The sequence below is a fragment of the Gracilimonas amylolytica genome, assembly GCF_002911695.1.
In the GTDB taxonomy this organism is placed as follows: domain Bacteria; phylum Bacteroidota; class Rhodothermia; order Balneolales; family Balneolaceae; genus Gracilimonas; species Gracilimonas amylolytica.
The window spans coordinates 94,101-111,029 of the sequence record NZ_PQBS01000027.1 but is presented as its reverse complement, the minus strand read 5'-3'; the positions used below and the strand labels follow the sequence as shown (position 1 = coordinate 111,029).

15 protein-coding genes are annotated in these 16,929 nt (G+C 43.3%); 3 read left to right on the top strand and 12 right to left on the bottom strand.

Annotated features, from left to right (window positions below; all coding sequences use genetic code 11):
• Positions 1-29: 29 nt before the first annotated feature.
• Positions 30-518 (bottom strand): YajQ family cyclic di-GMP-binding protein, encoded by a 489-nt coding sequence (locus C3B73_RS06660; RefSeq protein ID WP_103664818.1) that lies wholly within the window; start codon positions 516-518, stop codon positions 30-32.
• A gap of 65 nt (positions 519-583) precedes the next feature.
• Complete coding sequence (locus C3B73_RS06655) at positions 584-1,276, bottom strand: hypothetical protein (protein WP_103664817.1); 693 nt, start codon at positions 1,274-1,276, stop codon at positions 584-586.
• 42 nt (positions 1,277-1,318) lie between these two features.
• On the opposite strand from C3B73_RS06655, the gene C3B73_RS06650 reads away from it, so the two are divergent.
• Positions 1,319-1,648, top strand: coding sequence for a gamma-butyrobetaine hydroxylase-like domain-containing protein (locus C3B73_RS06650; protein WP_103664816.1), 330 nt, complete (start codon positions 1,319-1,321; stop codon positions 1,646-1,648).
• 115 nt (positions 1,649-1,763) lie between these two features.
• On the top strand, positions 1,764-2,783 hold the full coding sequence (locus C3B73_RS06645) for a Fe(3+) ABC transporter substrate-binding protein (RefSeq protein WP_103664815.1): 1,020 nt from the start codon (positions 1,764-1,766) through the stop codon (positions 2,781-2,783).
• Positions 2,784-2,874: 91 nt separating this feature from the next.
• On the opposite strand, the gene C3B73_RS06640 is transcribed toward C3B73_RS06645, so the two are convergent.
• From C3B73_RS06640 to C3B73_RS06610, 7 genes are read right to left on the bottom strand one after another with little or no spacing between them, the layout of a single operon-like run.
• Positions 2,875-4,569 (bottom strand): ABC transporter permease, encoded by a 1,695-nt coding sequence (locus C3B73_RS06640; RefSeq protein WP_103664814.1) that lies wholly within the window; start codon positions 4,567-4,569, stop codon positions 2,875-2,877.
• 24 nt (positions 4,570-4,593) lie between these two features.
• The gene (locus tag C3B73_RS06635) at positions 4,594-6,039 is read right to left on the bottom strand and encodes a phytoene desaturase family protein (RefSeq protein WP_103664813.1); all 1,446 of its coding nucleotides are present in this window, start codon (positions 6,037-6,039) and stop codon (positions 4,594-4,596) included.
• Positions 6,040-6,048: 9 nt separating this feature from the next.
• Positions 6,049-7,716 (bottom strand): S8 family peptidase, encoded by a 1,668-nt coding sequence (locus C3B73_RS06630; RefSeq protein ID WP_103664812.1) that lies wholly within the window; start codon positions 7,714-7,716, stop codon positions 6,049-6,051.
• A 22-nt stretch (positions 7,717-7,738) separates the two neighbouring features.
• A complete protein-coding gene (locus C3B73_RS06625) occupies positions 7,739-8,878 on the bottom strand; it encodes a DUF445 domain-containing protein (protein ID WP_103664811.1) in 1,140 nt (379 codons plus the stop codon).
• Positions 8,879-8,910: 32 nt separating this feature from the next.
• The gene (ybeY, locus tag C3B73_RS06620) at positions 8,911-9,357 is read right to left on the bottom strand and encodes an rRNA maturation RNase YbeY (protein WP_103664810.1); all 447 of its coding nucleotides are present in this window, start codon (positions 9,355-9,357) and stop codon (positions 8,911-8,913) included.
• Between the two features lie 17 nt (positions 9,358-9,374).
• Positions 9,375-9,821, bottom strand: a complete 447-nt coding sequence (locus C3B73_RS06615) for a hypothetical protein (protein ID WP_103664809.1) — start codon at positions 9,819-9,821, stop codon at positions 9,375-9,377.
• Positions 9,822-9,877: 56 nt separating this feature from the next.
• Positions 9,878-12,862, bottom strand: coding sequence for a glycosyltransferase family 117 protein (locus C3B73_RS06610; RefSeq protein WP_103664808.1), 2,985 nt, complete (start codon positions 12,860-12,862; stop codon positions 9,878-9,880).
• A gap of 176 nt (positions 12,863-13,038) precedes the next feature.
• Here C3B73_RS06610 and C3B73_RS06605 point away from each other — a divergent pair, with 176 nt between their 5' ends.
• The gene (locus C3B73_RS06605; RefSeq protein ID WP_103664807.1) at positions 13,039-14,541 is read left to right on the top strand and encodes a sodium-dependent transporter; all 1,503 of its coding nucleotides are present in this window, start codon (positions 13,039-13,041) and stop codon (positions 14,539-14,541) included.
• A 58-nt stretch (positions 14,542-14,599) separates the two neighbouring features.
• Here C3B73_RS06605 and C3B73_RS06600 read toward each other — a convergent pair whose 3' ends face one another.
• From C3B73_RS06600 to C3B73_RS06590, 3 genes are all read right to left on the bottom strand, one after another.
• Positions 14,600-15,340, bottom strand: coding sequence for a hypothetical protein (locus C3B73_RS06600; protein WP_103664806.1), 741 nt, complete (start codon positions 15,338-15,340; stop codon positions 14,600-14,602).
• Between the two features lie 667 nt (positions 15,341-16,007).
• Positions 16,008-16,532, bottom strand: coding sequence for a GNAT family N-acetyltransferase (locus C3B73_RS06595; RefSeq protein WP_232803050.1), 525 nt, complete (start codon positions 16,530-16,532; stop codon positions 16,008-16,010).
• A 27-nt stretch (positions 16,533-16,559) separates the two neighbouring features.
• Complete coding sequence (locus tag C3B73_RS06590; RefSeq protein WP_103664804.1) at positions 16,560-16,925, bottom strand: hypothetical protein; 366 nt, start codon at positions 16,923-16,925, stop codon at positions 16,560-16,562.
• Positions 16,926-16,929: the final 4 nt, after the last annotated feature.

Genomic DNA, 16,929 nt, shown 5'->3' with positions numbered 1-16,929 from the left:
TGGAACTGACTTGAATACCTTAAGTGCACTCACTTCATATTAACGAATTGAAGAGGTACGCCCATATCTTTTGCTTTCAGGTGTTTGATCACAGCCTGTAGTTCGTCGATCTTTTTGCCGGTCACCCGAACCTGATCGTCCTGTATTTGAGGCTGAACTTTCAATTTCATGTTCTTTATCTCTTTGGTGATCTTTTTAGCGGTTTCTTTATCAATGCCTTCCTTTAACAGGACGTCCATCTTAAGGTGTCCCTGGGATGTTCCCTGTGGTTCCTTGAAGTCCAATACTTTAGGACTGATATTTCGTTTGATAAAATTCTTGATCAGCATGTCTTTTACCGCTTCCAGTTTCATACTTTCAGCTGCCACCAAATGGATCCTGTTTTCTTTTTTATGAAATTCGACCTCGGTGTGAAGTCCCCTGAAATCGTACCGGGTATTGATCTCTTTCAGTGTATTATTAATGGCATTATCTACTTCCTGAGTATCTACTTTATTTACAATATCAAATGAGGCCATATTGGTATTTTATAAATTCAAAAATTCTTAGGTGGTGATTGATCCCGGTAAATTCCGTAATTCGATCATACTTCTTCAAATTCGTCATTTTCGAGTTTTTCGGCAATCTTTTTAGAGAGGGTTTTTTCCAAAAAGAGTTCATCTTCTTCTGGAACCATGGTCTTGAAGCTTTTAATGGATCCGTTATGTTTGTATTCGATCTCTATCACCCCTTCAGAATACCAGGAGTAGGCCATAAAATCCTCCCAGCTGATCATCCGGTCAAGCAGTATCAGGCCCTTATCCCTGAACTCGGGGACCAGTCGAATCGTAAGTCCATATAATCCGACAGCAATAATGGATAATCCCGATGTAATACGAATGGGGGTAAAGGGAAGATCTGAGAGTATGGAAGTTCGTTGAATCCCAAACAGGATCACTCCAAGAACTATTACATTGGGTAGGATATCAGTCCAGAAAGATCGATTTACGTACAGGATCTTTCCGGCTTCCTTTTTTTGATTGAATTGCTGTATGGCCGCCCCAAAAAAGAAACCGAATAATGAAGCGTACACATTGGCCATCGTAAAACCGGCGGCTGCTTCCGGAAATAAACCGATCCTGTGCATCCATTGAAGGATCAGGAACACAAATAAAACCAGTAGGAGTGAGATCGATAGTCGCCTTAGGGTAACCTGATCGATGTGTAAAAGGCGGGAATGTCCGGCATAAATACTGATCAAAGAAACGGTAATTGTGGAAACAACTATCCAGAGCATTGGTTAATTTTGGTGCGGTTAAAATTTTAAATACAACGATCGATGGACGAAACAGTAACACCCACAGGTATTGAAGTTAGTAATAAAGATCAGGTTCTGGAAATTACATGGAATGATGGAAAGGTTTCAAGATATCCCTTGTATGGGCTAAGAGCGAATTGTCCGTGCGTGATGTGCCGTGGGGGACATGGAAGTATGGGGGATTTTGAACCGGAGGCCTTCTTTGAGGAGAACCCACCTAGGATAGAGATCCGGAATATTGAGCAGGTCGGTAATCATGCCATAAAAATTACCTGGGGTGACGGACATAATTCCGGTATGTACCAATGGAAGACTCTTAGATGGCTCGATCCGGAAAATCATGTATCATAAAGCATCTGTGGTGTGTTTTACAAATCCGCAAAATTTAATTTAGATTCTATCTAAATAAAGCCTTAGTTTTGAATCATTCTAAACAACGAATGTAATCTAAACTAAAACGTATACCATGAAATCTTTTCTATTTTCGATCATTGCTGTTGCAATGCTCTTTGTTTCTTGTTCAAGCCAACAGGAAGTAAATGTTTATTCAGCCCGTCATTATGATACCGATCAGGCTCTTTACGATCAGTTTACTCAGGAAACCGGGATCGAGGTGAATCTGATCGAAGGAGGATCCGATGAACTCATTGAACGCGTAAAAAGTGAAGGACTCAATTCACCTGCAGATATTCTGATCACTGTGGATGCCGGTCGCTTATGGAGAGCCGAGGAAGCAGAGATTCTTCAACCTTTTGAGTCTGAAACACTGGAAGAACGTGTTCCTTCTTCATTCAGGCATCCTGAGGGACTTTGGGTAGGCCTATCCAAAAGGGTAAGAGGACTTGTTGTAAACCCGGATGCTGTTGATAATTATGAGGAATTGACCTACGAGGATCTTGCTGACCCAAGGTTTGAAGGTCGGGTTTGTATCCGCTCATCCAATAATATTTATAATCAGTCATTGGTAGCCTCCATGGTTGAAACACTTGGGGCTGAGGCAACGGAAGAATGGGCCAAAGGGTTGGTTGCGAATATGGCTCGCGAGCCACAGGGTGGCGACCGTGATCAGATCCGCGCCGTGGCTGCGGGTGTATGTGATGTGGCTGTAGCTAACCATTATTATCTGGCGGTTATGATAACAGGTGATGATGAAGCTGATCAGGAAGCCGCTTCAAACGTTCAGTTTGTGTTTCCAAATCAGGGTGAAGACGGAAGAGGTGCTCACGTTAATATCAGTGGAGCCGGAATTCTTAAAAATGCACCGAACAAAGCTAATGCGGTTCGTTTTCTGGAATACCTGACAACCCCTGAAGCTCAAAAATACTTCATCAGTGGAAACAACGAGTATCCGATCAACGACAATGCTGAGGTTGCTCCGGTACTTCAACAGTTTGGTGAATATAAGAGCGATGCCGTAAATGTATCGGCTCTGGGAAGCAACAATCCTGAAGCTATTCGTATCATGGATCGTGCCGGCTGGAAGTAAAAGACCTGTAATATAATATTTAAGATCAAAGCCTCGGTGAAATGCATCGGGGCTTTTTCTTTGCTTTAATCCTGATACACTCTTTTTGAAGTTACTCGGTTTCCGACTTTCTGGATCGGGCAATGGTTCGGCTGATGATGATGACCGGTATAATTCCAACCAATACGATCATCAATGCGGCTCCTGCTGATTCTGCTAACCGTTCATCAGATGCATACCGATATACCTGTACAGCCAGCGTATCGAAGTTAAAAGGGCGTACAATGAGGGTGGCCGGCAGTTCCTTCATCACATCTACAAATACAAGAAGAGCAGCGGTAAGCAGTCCACCCGACATCATGGGAATATGGATCTTTCTCAAAACCTTAGAAAACCGGTAACCCAATCCGCGTGCAGCTTCATCCATATTAGGCGTGATCTTTTCCATACTAGCTTCAACCCCTCCGTAAGAAACAGACAGAAAGCGAACGAGGTAAGCGAAGATCATTGCAAAGATGGTTCCGCTCAATAAGAGTCCGGTTGAAAAGCCAAATTGCTCTCTGAAGAACCCGTCAATGGTATTATCAAAAAGACCAAAGGGGATAAGAACCCCAACAGCGATCACTGAGCCTGGAATCGCATAACCAAGAGAGCTTATACGGTTGAATATTTTTACGTATCGGTTTGGATTTAATCTGGCTGAATAAGCCATAAGCAGTGCAAGCAGAACTGCCAGAAAACCGGTTATGGCTGAAACAGTAAAAGAATTCAATGCAAGCTCAATGAATTTAAAGTCGAGTACCTCAAGGTTTGAGAAAAACATTTCCAGTAAAAGGATCACAGGAACTACAAAACCTACTAATACAGGAATAAAACAAACTATAAAAGCCAGGGCTGACTGAATGCCTTTTAATTCAAACCGATTGAGTCGTTTGAAGCGTGTGGAATTTGCTTTCTCGTTGCTGATCCTGTTTCGTGACCATCGTTCAAGAATGATTAGAACTACTATGAATGCCAGTAAAAAAGCTGCCAGCTGAGCTGCTGCAGGTCGTTCTCCCAATCCGAACCAGGTTCTGTAGATCCCTGTGGTAAAGGTCTGTACTCCAAAGTACTGTACCGTTCCGAAATCATTCAGGGTTTCCATGAGGGCAAGTGCCAATCCGGCTGCAATACCGGGTCGGGCTACGGGCAAAGCCACTTTAAAGAAACTTTGCCAGGTGGAATACCCCATGATTCTGCTGGCTTCCAGAAGCGTTGTGGATTGTTCCAGAAAAGACGACCTGGCCAACATGTACACATAAGGATAAAACGCCAGTGACATGATGAGAATGGCTCCTTGCACGGATCGAATATTAGGAAACCAGTATTCGTCAATTCCAAGACCAAAGACATTTCGGATCATATTCTGAAGCGGCCCGGTGATGTCCAGAAAATCAGTATAGATGTAAGCAAGCAGATAAGCCGGAATAGCAAAGGGAAGAATGGATGCCCATTCAAATACTTTTCTACCCGGGAATTCGGTCATGGTGATCAGCCAGGCGGATGAAACCCCGATCAGTATTACTCCGGCAGAGACACCTGTGATCAATAACAGGGAGTTTTTGATGTAGTCATCAAGCACGGTGTCAGCTAAGTGACTCCATACATCTCCCGCCGGTGTAAAAACCGAGACCACTACAGTTAGTATCGGAATGGATATCAGTAAAGCGACACCCAAACTCAGATAGGTCCATTTACCGGAGGAGCCCTTAGGGCGGTCAGTATCAGATCTCAGATTTTGAATCGATGTATGCAGCGTTTTTAGCATGCCTGAAGATAAGCTTATATCAATTCAAATTTTAGAGATATGAAACTCATTTTTCAGGACAGATCGAGCCGCATGATACCCGGACATTCCGTGTACTCCACCACCGGGTGGTGTGGAAGAGGAGCAAATGTATAAGCCATCGGAGGGAATTTTGTAAGGGTCCCACTTTAAAACAGGTCGCCCAAAAAGTTGAGTGATCGTTTGTGCCCCTCCGTTAATATCTCCACCGATGTAGTTGAAATTATACTGCTCCATCTCCATGGCATGAATGGTATGTTTACTGATGATCGTGTCTTTGAACCCCGGGGCATAATGCTCGATCTGATCCTCAATGATCCGGCTCATATCTTTCTCTGAACCGTTTGGAACATGACAGTATGCCCACAGTGTGTGTTTACCTTCTGGAGCTCTTGAAGGATCGCAAACAGTGGGTTGCGAGACCAAAACATATGGATGCTCAGAATGCTCTCCGTCCCAAACGGCCTGTTCAGCTTTTGCGATCTGACGAAAATTACCTCCAAGATGCAATGTGCCAGCTTTCCTTGCAGCCTCATTCAGCCATGGAACCGGTTCAGATAAAGCCCAGTCCATTTTAAAAGTACCTGGTCCATATTTGTAGTTTCTGAGCTTGTTGAGATATCCTTTTGGGAGTTCATTACCTGAAATTCGAGCAATTTGATGTGGGGTCAGGTCAAACAGTACGGCTTTTGCTGGAGGTATATCGGATAAGGATGAAACCGTATGGTTCGTAATGATCTCCCCACCAAGTGATCTAAAAAGACCTGCCATAGCTTTGGTGATATTTGCCGACCCACCTTTAGCAACGGGCCAACCAACAGCATGTGCAGACGCACCAAGTACCAGTCCAAATGAAGCTGTGAATGATCGGGTCAAAGGCACAATACTGTGGGCCGCACATCCGGTAAACAACGCTTTCGCCTTTTCGGTTTTAAACAATGAATTTCCCAGAAGTTTGGCAGAGAACATGCCATACCACCCAAATTTGGCCATTAGCAGAGGATGTTTGGGAATGCGTAAGGACCCAAAGATATCCTGTGACAGGTAACTCCAGTCATCTGCAAACTCATTATATAACTTGATATAAGCTTCCTTGTCAACTCCTAAACCTTCGGCTGTTTTTTCGAGCGACCTGAAAGCTAAAGCGGCGTCACCATCTTCAAGAGGATGGGCGTAGGCGATCTCGGGTTGAATGAACTCAAGTCCAAACTTATCAAGCTCTAACGTACTTAAAAACGGAGACCCTACGGCTGTGGGGTGAACCGCTGAACATACATCATGCAAAAAACCCGGTTCGGTCAGTTCGATAGTGCGCGTTCCCCCGCCAATGGTCTCCTTTGCCTCAAGAACCAAGACTTTCAGGCCTTCCTGAGAGAGACGAATGGCAGCACTCAGTCCGTTTGGACCGGATCCTACAACTACCGCATCATAATGATTTGCTGATCCACCCATAGAGTTTGGTTACCTGGTGAGTTCTTCAGCTGTTTGAATAGCGGTATAGGCATTGATGATACCTCCGGTTGAAGACAATTCAGAGAAGGAAACCGGACTCATGTCACCAGGCTTATAAACGGTCAGATCAACTTTACTAACTGAAGTTAAAAGGATGTCTTTGATCTGAGTGGTGGTCAGTTCAGGATAATAGGCCATCATTAAAGCAGCAATACCTGATACAACCGGAGCTGCCATACTTGTACCGCTGTTCATCTCGTAATTATTTTCGGGATAAGTAGAATACACATCTACACCGGGGGCAAAAATGTCAACTGTATTTTTGGCATAGTTGCTGAAACCGGCTACCAAGGTAGAGTCTGTTTTCCAGGAAGTAGCACCAACGCTTAGAAAGTGCGTGGCTCGACCACCATCATTGTAGGATCGGGTGGGGTAGGAGTCAGTTTCGTCAACATTCTCACTGCCATTTCCGGCACCTGAAACCAAAAGTACGCCTTGTTCATCTGCAAACTTAATGGCTGCATCCACATATTCTTTTTCCGGAGAGTAACCTTTACCAAAACTCATATTGATCACCCTGGCTCCATTTTCAGCGGCATAGCGAATAGCGTTGGCAACGTCTTTATCTCTTTCATCGCCATCAGGAACGGTTCTGATGATCATCAATTCGATATGATCTGCTATTCCCTGCGCCCCAAGATCATTATTTCGAATCGCTCCCACAATTCCGGCTACGTGGGTACCGTGATCACTTCTTGGGCCTTTTACATCATTATTACCGTAAAATCGGTCACTCAAATCGTCGTAATCATCGCCCACAATGTGTCGGGGATCAAAATCAGGGTTAAGGCCATATTCAGCCAGATCGTTAAGCTGCTGATTGTATTCTTCCAGATCTTCAAGATCACGTTCTTTCGCCCCGTTCATTTTAAGACTGCTTATGATCTGTTTGGCCTGAAAGGTCTGCTGATCTTCATCACCGGTTAGTTGCAGACTGTCCTGAGTTATATCATCAATACTGTTGATCCCAAGGGTGTTTTTAGCAAACTGAACCGCCATTCTGATCTGAGTTATTTGCTGTAATTCCTGACTGTTTTGATTGACCCGTGTTTGATAGGCTTCTTTAATATCAAGAAAGTACTGATAGTCATCCATTTTGTCTGAAGGAATATCTGATGGTTCTTTGCCTTCAAATTCATCTCTCATCTCAGCATAAAGTCGGGTCACTTCATATGTATCTTTGTCAACATGACTACCGTCCGGACCTCCGATGAAATTCCACCCGTGAATATCATCCACATACCCGTTATTGTCATCATCTTTATTATTCCCTGGAATTTCATCCTCATTGACCCAGATCTTGTCTGCAAGATCCTCATGTTCGATATCTGTTCCTGAATCGATGATCGCAACGATCACTTTTTGTTTTGGGGATCTGTTTGAGAGAATTTCTGTGTAAGCCTGTTCTACACCGGTTCCCGTATAAAACTCATCGGTGGCAGGGGTTAGGTGCCATGTGTCATTTGGCTCATCAACAGTGGGTTTGAATATAGAAATGGTTGTGGTGCTGACTGAAGGCAAATTGTCTGTTTCGCCTGTAACACTTTTTGAATTACTGCAACTAACCGTAAAGATCAGAATGGCTGTTACATACAATGCCCTGTAGAAATATCTCATAATGTTTATATGATAAATTAAGTTAGTAGGTTTTTTTTAACCGGATCAAGGTGACGTCTAGCAAAAGAGTGATTCCAATAATTACAGAAATAACAAGTAAACTGGCTATTGGTTCCCATATGATCAATCCCCCAAAAGTACCCAAAACAGCACCTAAATACTGAATGTATTGGAGCTGATCATTACTGGCGTTTTTTATGAGGGTTTCCAGCTTTTTCTCGTCGTATTGTCTTAGGTTATCTTCCACCAATGCCTGAACATCTAACTGATTAATGAGTTTATACAGCATCTTTGTGACTAACTCTTCGATCACAGAGCCATTTTCATCCAGTTTTTCAGGGAGTTCATCCAGAAAGGTATCCATTTTGTTTAGACTGTTCTCAATACCAGTAGGTAATTTTAACAGAGCGCTTTCTACCAGATCCTGCATTTCCTGTCCTTTAAAAAAACTGTAGGCTTTGAGAGCCACTTTCTCAAACGATTTTTCATCAACCGCCTCATCGATCTGTTCGATCAGTTTTCTGGCAATATTAGACCTGACTTCAGGATCAGCGATCATCTCATCCACATAGCCTACAACGATCTGCTTCAGGTTGAACCGGAATTCAGGATCATCAATGATCTTCTTAATATACACGGTGGCTTTTTCCCGGTATTTGGCAATGGCCTGCGACTCATGGATCTTTTGCTTGATGATCTCCGGATTGATGAGGTCTTCTGATACTGCCCGGGCGAGGCGGTAGGCAATCCGGTCTTTTTGTGCGGGGATCAGTCCCTGACCGAGTATGGGCCGCCGGTGAGTAGGGCGGAAGAGCATGGTAATGGCGATCCAGTTCGTTAAAAAACCGATCAACCCGCTAATACTGACGATCCTAAGAATGCCTTCAAAATAAAAGGTATGATCCAATACAGTGGCTTCGTAACCACTAAAATCCCAGTAAAAAGAGAAAATAAAAATGCCAAGCAACAGGTAGGGAATTACGAAAAGCAGATTCAGTAACCAGCGGTGGTCAGTAGTTTTTCTGGGGGGTACCTCACGATGATGGTCAGGCAGGTCTTTAGCACTGTGTTTATCAACCTGATCCCGCAGCAGATCCCACAGCTGCAATCCAAAAGCCTTGGTCTGATCCTTGATGATATTTGGTTTATTCTCTGTGCTCATTCCATTTTTGGAGTGATGTACGAAAAAGCAGCCTATTTGTTCTCTTGAAACTGACTCAGATACTTATCTTCAAGTTCGGTCATCCGCTTTTTATCTTCGGCGGTCTGATCATCATACCCGATCAAATGAAGTAGGCCGTGGATCAATATTCTTCTGAATTCATTTTCCGTGGTTTCACCAAACTCCTCTGCTTGCTCAGAGATTCGGGGGGCACAGCAAAACAGGGTGCCTTCAATTCCACTATTTCCTTCAGGGCTTTCGTCGTACTTGAATGAAATAATATCGGTGACATAATCCCTGTCAAGGTGGTCCATGTTGATGAGCACGATCTCATCTTCATCCACATAAACAACTTCAACAAATGCAAAGGTGACCTCTTCCTGTTCCTCTATCAAAGAAATGATCTTTCTGGCTGAAGCTTGATCAAGTGGAATACTGACCGAACTCTCATTAAATATTTGCAGAGTCGGTTCATTCATGGGCAAGGAGGGGTAGGTTAGAATGAGAAATCATCGTCCATTGACTCAGTGAGCGATAAAGCAATACCACACATCATAAGGTCTTCCGGAAGTTGGGTAAAATCTCCATTCAGGATGGCTTGATCAACATTAGCGTATAAACTACAGCCGGCCGTCTTTTCAACGATCAGGCCGGAGGTTTTATCACCGGAGCGGCCGAAAAAGGTTACCTGTTGAAGCATGTCACTGGCTACAAAAGCGGTGCAGTTATGAAGCTGCAGGAAAGTATTGAAGGCATAAACGGACACCATGTTCATGGGGTTTCCGTCAACTTCGAGTCCAAGATGAACCTCGAGAGCGAGTTTACGGGGATCGTCCTCATTTTTCACTTCGAATCGAAAAACATCATTTCCAAGTGGTTTAGGAGAGGTGCCAAGAACCTTGGCGATTTCGTCTATATTCTCTTTTGTAAATTTGTGAATCATAACTGCTTGTTAATATGCTTTAAATATAACATACCGTAGTGTTTAATTAAACAGGCCTATTCAATACCTAATCCATAACGGTCTATCTCTGCAATACTCTCTTCTTTCGATGCCGGCATAGCAGGGAAATCGGGTCCCATCAGTGTGTCAATGTCCATGGCCAGCTGTTCTGCTTTTTCCGTTTCATCTGCCATGTAATAGGCGTATTGAACAAGAGTAAGGGATTGCCTGACTGTTCTGACCTGGGTGAGGTATTCCTGAGCATCTTCATTTAACCGATTTAACTCTGAACGAATTTCTCGCTGACGGCTTATATTACCCTGACTTCTTGCACTTTCAAATTCAGTTCGTAATTCGTTGAAATTTGTTTCAACCCGAACAAAATTATTGAGGCTGGTTTCAAGGTCGTTCAGCAGTGCATCATCTGCAGTGTCTGCCAGTCTTGCTGCATCCTCACCGAGTCCAACCTGTGCATATCTTACAGAGTAAAGTAATTTGATCGATTCGTTATTCTCATCAGCCCTGAATGGGATCTTGTCCTCACCCCATTTAAGCCAGTAACCGGCACTGTCAGGTTCTCCTTTTTCCATGAATTTCATAGCCAGTGACATGAAATTGAATCGGTAGTTACTCATCATACGTCTGATGTTCTCATCCAGATATACATCCGGGTTATTCCACTCACGAAACTGGAAATTATTCAGTCGATCAATGAATATCTTAGTATCAATATAACCATCCTGACCGGCTCCAAAGTTTTTGGGAACCACACGGTAGGCTTTCCCTTCGGTTCTGAAATAGTCCTGAAGATTCAGCTGACTTTGTGATGAAACCGTATTGGCAAAATAAACAGGTCGCAGCCATTTATTGGTTCGGAGTATATCAAGGATCAGGTGGTCCTGTGTTTGCAGGTAGTAAATTCGGTTACCTTGCTGATCCTGTCCGTAAAGACGTCCATCCAGCTGCCAACTCATTACGTCATCCAGAGAGTCGACCGGCATTTCAAAATCAATTCCCTTTCTCAATACCTGAAGGGAGGTATCCTGAGGCACACCAATGGATTCCTTGTAGGTTCTGTCATCAGAAAAAGCCTGTTTAAGCATGTCTTTATCAACAGGGATCTGTATCTGCTGTGGCTGCCATTGTGATAGTCCGGCAGTAACGCGTTCGATCTCTTCATCTGACAGTGAAATAGGGAGTGGGGCAGATTCATGCGACCACTGATCCCGTAATTGCTTGATATACCAGTCAGTATTCAGCAAACTCAGACATACGATACGAACATCTGTTCTGACGCCTTCTACTTCCTGAAGATACCACAGAGGGAAGGTATCGTTATCGCCATTGGTAAACAGAATGGAGTTAGGTGCGGTCGATTCCAGAAGATTCCGTGCATAATCGGGAGCAACATATCGTCCACTTCGGTCGTGGTCATCCCAGTTCTGATAACCCATCCAAACAGGGGATGCCAGTAAAGTTAGCATCAAGACACCAATGCCGGCCCATCTGTTTTTGATCGAGTTGGTGACCAGTTCCACTAATCCGGTCACCCCCAAACCGATCCAGATCGAGAAGGCAAAGAATGAACCCACGTAAGCATAATCCCGCTCACGTGGCTGATAGGGGGTTTGATTGAGGAAAACAATGATGGCCAATCCTGTGACTATGAATAAAGCCAGCACAGCAAATGCCCGTTTCCAGTCTGAGTTAAAATGATAGATCATGCCAAACAGACCGAGCAGGAATGGAATAAAGAAATAGGCGTTACTGGCTTTGTTGCTGGGGTACGCCGGGGCGCTGAAACCGGATTGCCAACCGGCATCCTGAACGTCTGCAGATCTACCTACAAAATTCCAGTTGAAATACCGAATGTACATGTGGTTGACCTGATAATCCCAGAAGAAATCCCAGTCAGAATTATAACGTGAATAATAATCAATATGGTTAGGAGCCGGGGAATAACGCCGTGGAAACAGCTTTTCATCGTCTCTGGTGATCTGTCCTGTATTTTCATCGTAGTAATTCCCTTTCAGGATCGGTGTGGCCCCATACTGTTCCCTTTTCAGGTAACTGATAAACGCTTCAGTGGTTTCAGGGTCATTTTCGTCGATGGGGGGATCCGCAATAGAACGGATCATGATCACTGAATACGAAGAAAATCCGATCAGTATCATGGCATAACTGATGGCAATAATGTTAGCCAGGTGCATCTTCTTGATATGGGTGTAGTAGATGCCGATCGCAACCAGGATCATAACAAGGAAGATGAAGGTCATAGGACCGATCAATCCGTAGGTAGCCTCATCCACTCCGTTGGCTATGGTCGGAATATTTAGGATGGTGAACGGATAGATCGCAAAAAATGAGACCACAGAAATGGCACCCATCGTCAAAAATGACTTCCACTCAAATTCATATAATTTGAAGTAGACGATCAGAGCCACAAAGAAAAGTGCCAATAAGTTCAACAAGTGAACACCAATGGCGATCCCAAACATGTAGGCGATCAAGACGAGCCAACGTTCATTGTAATCTTTGTCGTAGTTTTCGGCCCATTTCAGTGCCAGCCAGACTACAATTGCGGTAAAGAACATAGACAAGGCATAAACCTCAGCTTCTACTGCATTGAACCAAAAAGTGTCAGTTACGGCAAAGGTCATAGCGCCTATGAAGGCACCGCCATACATACCGATCTGATCAAAGAAATTCATGGTATCCGGCTCACCTTTCCATTCCCGAACCAAACGAACGATAATAAGGTAAAGCAACATGATGGTAAGGGCAGAAGAGAGTGCACTGATAAAATTAATGCTCACTGCAACATATGCCGTTGGCATAAACATAGAAAAGATCCTTCCCAAAAGTGAGTAGAAGGGAGCTCCCGGCGGGTGATTAACCTGAAGGCCGTGGCCAACCGCAATAAACTCACCTGCATCCCAGAAACTAGCAGTTGGAGCCAGTGTCAGTATGTAGATGATCAGAGAGGCGAGGAATGCTAATAGTGCTAAGTACTTATTCGTTGTCTTGTGATCTGAAAACATAAAAAAGGGTTAACGGCTCAAAAAGGTTTTGGAATATTGTTGAATACACTTTATGATTGGCTCGCAATGATAAGCACAGCCTTATATTAATCAAAATAAGATACATAAGATTTTAGACATCTCGCAGCTAAAACGGATCCTGAAGTTTATGTATTGTAACTGAAAATCAAACTTTTATGCCTTCATCATCGAAAGAACGGTTCTCATCAAAAATGGGGATGATCTTAAGTGTATTGGGAATAGCCGTAGGAACTGGAAATATTTGGCGCTTTCCCCGAATTGCTGCTCAAAATGGTGGAGAAGATGGAGCTGGTGCATTCTTATTTGCGTGGATCTGTTTTCTTTTATTATGGTCCATTCCGCTTATTATTGCCGAATACGGCATGGGACGGCATGGCCGTAAAGGGGTTGTAGGTTCATTTGTAGCTCTCATCGGTGAAAAACGAGGCTGGTTAGGCGGATTTGTTGGCTTTGTTGCCACGGCCATCATGTTTTATTACAGCGTAGTGGCAAGCTGGTGTTTATACTATCTTATTACTTCGATCACCACGGCACTGCCCGGCGACCTTCAACAGGCTAATGCCATCTGGGAAGGATTTCAGGGCTCAAACTGGCCACTCATTGGGCATGCTTTTGTAATGGGAGTGGGAGGATATATTGTTCTGAAGGGGATCTCTTCCATCGAAAAAGTGAATAAAGTATTAATACCATCATTACTATTGGTTCTGGTCATTTCCCTTTTTAAAGCCCTTTCGTTGGAAGGGAGTGGACTTGGTGTTGAGTACCTGTTTACCCCGGATTGGTCAACCCTGAAAAAACCGGGTATCTGGCTGGAAGCGTTGACTCAAAATGCCTGGGATACCGGAGCAGCCTGGGGTTTGATCCTGACCTATGCAGCTTACATGCGAAAAAATGATGATGTGACCGTCAGTGCCTTTCAAACGGGTATTGGGAATAACATAGTCTCACTGGTTGCAGCTATTATTATTTTCTCTACTGTTTTCGGAACCTTAAGTCCGACTATGGGCAGTGGAGAGATCCTTGATGTTATGAAAACTTCAGGACCAGCCTCAACCGGATTAACTTTCATATGGATGCCACAGCTGTTTGCCACCATGGGAGGCGGAGGTATTTTTGCCATCTTGTTCTTCCTGGGGCTTACCTTCGCTGCTTTCAGTTCACTGATCTCCATGATCGAGCTGGCTGTTAAGGTATTCGTGGATATGGGTGCTGTAAGAAAAAGAGCGACGATTGTTATTTGCCTGGCCGGATTTGGTTTCGGGATGCCATCAGCCCTAAACCTGGACTTCTTTGCTAATCAGGATTTTGTTTGGGGACTTGGTCTGTTGGTTTCAGGGGCACTCATATCTTATGCTGTGATTCAATATGGCACTAAAAAATTCCGTGATGAGCTGATCAATACAGAAGAACGTTCAGCCACACTCGGTAAATGGTGGGAGATCATTATCAAATACGTGGTACCGGTTGAGGTTGTAACCCTGCTGGGATGGTGGATGTATCTTTCTGCCGCTGAATATGCCCCGGATACCTGGTACAATCCACTAAGTCCGTTCTCTGTTATGACAGTAATTGTTCAGTTTGGTATTGCCTTGTTCCTCGTTTGGTTCTTTAGAAAGGGATTAATGGGGAAAAATAAGATCAAAAAGGAGACTTCATAAGATACTGTCGAGCTATGAATGTACACACTTGAGTCTAAGGGTACATTGTTAGCACGAACTATCTTTCATAATAAACGTGACTCAATGTTTTGTCTTTTGAGTTATGATACAAGGTGAAGATAAATTGAGTATCACTTTCTATGGTTGTTTTATTATTAGGTGTAAAATAACCGGCGTACCATTCGGCCTCTTTAGATAAGAAATTTATGATCTGATCATCGGTTGTTTCAGAAAACCCATCTAATACTTTGATCTGAGTTACCTGAAGGTCTGTGTTAAAATGGATCAGATAATGAGCCGTTGATTGTTCAAAAGATCTTCCTTCATAGGATTTCAGGAATTCAAAAAGTTTGACCCGATCTGTAGAGATGATCTCCTTTGAGTGAATATCAGGAGCGTGCTCCCTGAAAAACCGCAATTGTTCCATATAGTGTTTAGCAGTTTTGTATCTATGTCCGCGGTTACCCTTTTCATCCAGTAACCTGATCGGTCCATCGCACTGTCCCAGTATGAATGGAGTGTTTGAACGGTCATCTATATAAATAAGCCATTGCTCTCCTTTTCTGACTGGTACTTCGCATTGACTGCTATACGATTCTTTCACTGTACCGCCAATTTTGATTTGAGCGGGAGGGGTTCCTTTAAAAGTTTCTATTTCTCTTAGATTTGCTGTGTAAAATCGTTTGTTTTCTTCGTTGTCGAACAACCCTTCAATTTCAACAACCCCTATAAAATCAGATATTAAATACCGGTTATTGATATCAACATTGGCACATGAGCAGGCAAAAACTGAATTCAAGGGAAGAATTAATAAACAAACAACAAAGAAGAGTTTTTTCATAGGGCCCAGAAACAAATTTAGCGGTCCACAAAACATTAATTATGATGTCACAGTCCCGTCCTTCAGGGCGGGGATCAGGAACCAAGATAAAAAAGCTTCGCCCTTAAACAAGTAAAGGCTGGATGGTATTTCGAAGCTTTGGCTTTGATGCTTTACAAGCATATTGCCTAACCATGCGGTAACCTGATTGGCTAAACACACACCAAGCCTTGGGTTTTATCAGGTACAACTAATTACCCCGCCCTGAAGGACAGGGATATATTTTCGAAATACAAACATAGGGTTCATAAAAATCCTGCCACAATCCTGCAAATCCTGGTTCAAAACCGGAAAGTTGGTATCCCGAGTGCATATTGAATATATAAGGCAAATACATTGTAAATCGAGCCTGCCTGCCGATGAGGTAGGGGGTCTCAAACACTACACTGGGTACTGGATGCGAATGAAAGATCCTTTGCAGTAAGCATAATAACTCCTTATAACCTCAAGTTCACTGAACCTGATCATCTCAAAACTTAAAACAACAGGAAGGGATATGCTTTGGGAACAGAGAAGGTAGCTATAACTTAATTTTTTAGTCGGTTCGATTATGCATCATATAGGATTTCGTACCATAAATTAAAGGTTAGTTTAACAGCTCCTTTCGTATGATGTAATCCTTCTGTCGCTCCGACCCCATTTTAAAATAGTGGTATCCGGTCCTTGTAAATCCCTTGTATTCGTAGAATGCAATAGCATGTTCATTATGCTCCCATACACCCAGCCAGACATATTTTTTGTTCTTGTTTATGGCAATATCGATGGCTTTATCCAACAACGTACTTCCCAATCCATGACCCTGAAATTCCTTTTTGAGATAAATACGCTCGATCTCTAATCCATCCGGATCCTGAAACTCAGACTGCGCTTTATTTTCGTTGAGTTTCAGATATCCGGCAGTTTGGCCTTCAACCATCAAAAATAAAAACAACGAATCGGGATTTGATATCTCCTTTTTGAGTTGCGTTGTATTGAAAGCTTCTTTGAGGTAAGTCGCCATCGTTTCAGCACTATTCATATCAGAAAAGGTTTCTGAATAGGTTTCACGGGCTAACTCAGAAAGTTGGGCAATATCAGAAAGAGTTACCGGTACAAATTCAATATTCATCATGTGTATATCAGTCTGGTGAGGAGAATGTTACATCGAGTTTGGATAATATTCCTCTATGATCTCAGAATAGATCTTAAGCATCTGGCGAAGTTGATTATTGCTCCAGCCATCGTAGGACAAGCTTTCCGTTTCCTCGTCATCATACCTTTTTAATGATAGGAGTGAATCGAACAGTTGAGGATCTGCGTTTGTGTATTCGCGAAGGGCCTGAATGCGTGCTTCACGATTTTCACCAAAAATTTCCATCAGTTCAGCCAGCTCAGTATTCAATAAGAGAAGACAGGCTGAAGCTCCCGTGAGGTATCCATGCTGTAAACAGGCAGCGGCTTCCTCATACAAGTCCTGCAGACTCTCGGGAGCATTATCGCTTATCTTAAATTCTGAAGATGTCATAGAA

Coding starts and splice junctions, on each gene's coding strand:
- C3B73_RS06605 (WP_103664807.1), top strand. CDS start 13,039: ATGCCTTCATCATCGAAAGAACGGTTCTCATCAAAAATGGGGATGATC.
- C3B73_RS06610 (WP_103664808.1), bottom strand. CDS start 12,862: ATGTTTTCAGATCACAAGACAACGAATAAGTACTTAGCACTATTAGCA.
- C3B73_RS06640 (WP_103664814.1), bottom strand. CDS start 4,569: ATGCTAAAAACGCTGCATACATCGATTCAAAATCTGAGATCTGATACT.
- C3B73_RS06635 (WP_103664813.1), bottom strand. CDS start 6,039: ATGGGTGGATCAGCAAATCATTATGATGCGGTAGTTGTAGGATCCGGT.
- C3B73_RS06650 (WP_103664816.1), top strand. CDS start 1,319: ATGGACGAAACAGTAACACCCACAGGTATTGAAGTTAGTAATAAAGAT.
- C3B73_RS06615 (WP_103664809.1), bottom strand. CDS start 9,821: ATGATTCACAAATTTACAAAAGAGAATATAGACGAAATCGCCAAGGTT.
- C3B73_RS06590 (WP_103664804.1), bottom strand. CDS start 16,925: ATGACATCTTCAGAATTTAAGATAAGCGATAATGCTCCCGAGAGTCTG.
- C3B73_RS06630 (WP_103664812.1), bottom strand. CDS start 7,716: ATGAGATATTTCTACAGGGCATTGTATGTAACAGCCATTCTGATCTTT.
- C3B73_RS06655 (WP_103664817.1), bottom strand. CDS start 1,276: ATGCTCTGGATAGTTGTTTCCACAATTACCGTTTCTTTGATCAGTATT.
- C3B73_RS06625 (WP_103664811.1), bottom strand. CDS start 8,878: ATGAGCACAGAGAATAAACCAAATATCATCAAGGATCAGACCAAGGCT.
- C3B73_RS06595 (WP_232803050.1), bottom strand. CDS start 16,532: ATGATGAATATTGAATTTGTACCGGTAACTCTTTCTGATATTGCCCAA.
- C3B73_RS06645 (WP_103664815.1), top strand. CDS start 1,764: ATGAAATCTTTTCTATTTTCGATCATTGCTGTTGCAATGCTCTTTGTT.
- ybeY (WP_103664810.1), bottom strand. CDS start 9,357: ATGAATGAACCGACTCTGCAAATATTTAATGAGAGTTCGGTCAGTATT.
- C3B73_RS06660 (WP_103664818.1), bottom strand. CDS start 518: ATGGCCTCATTTGATATTGTAAATAAAGTAGATACTCAGGAAGTAGAT.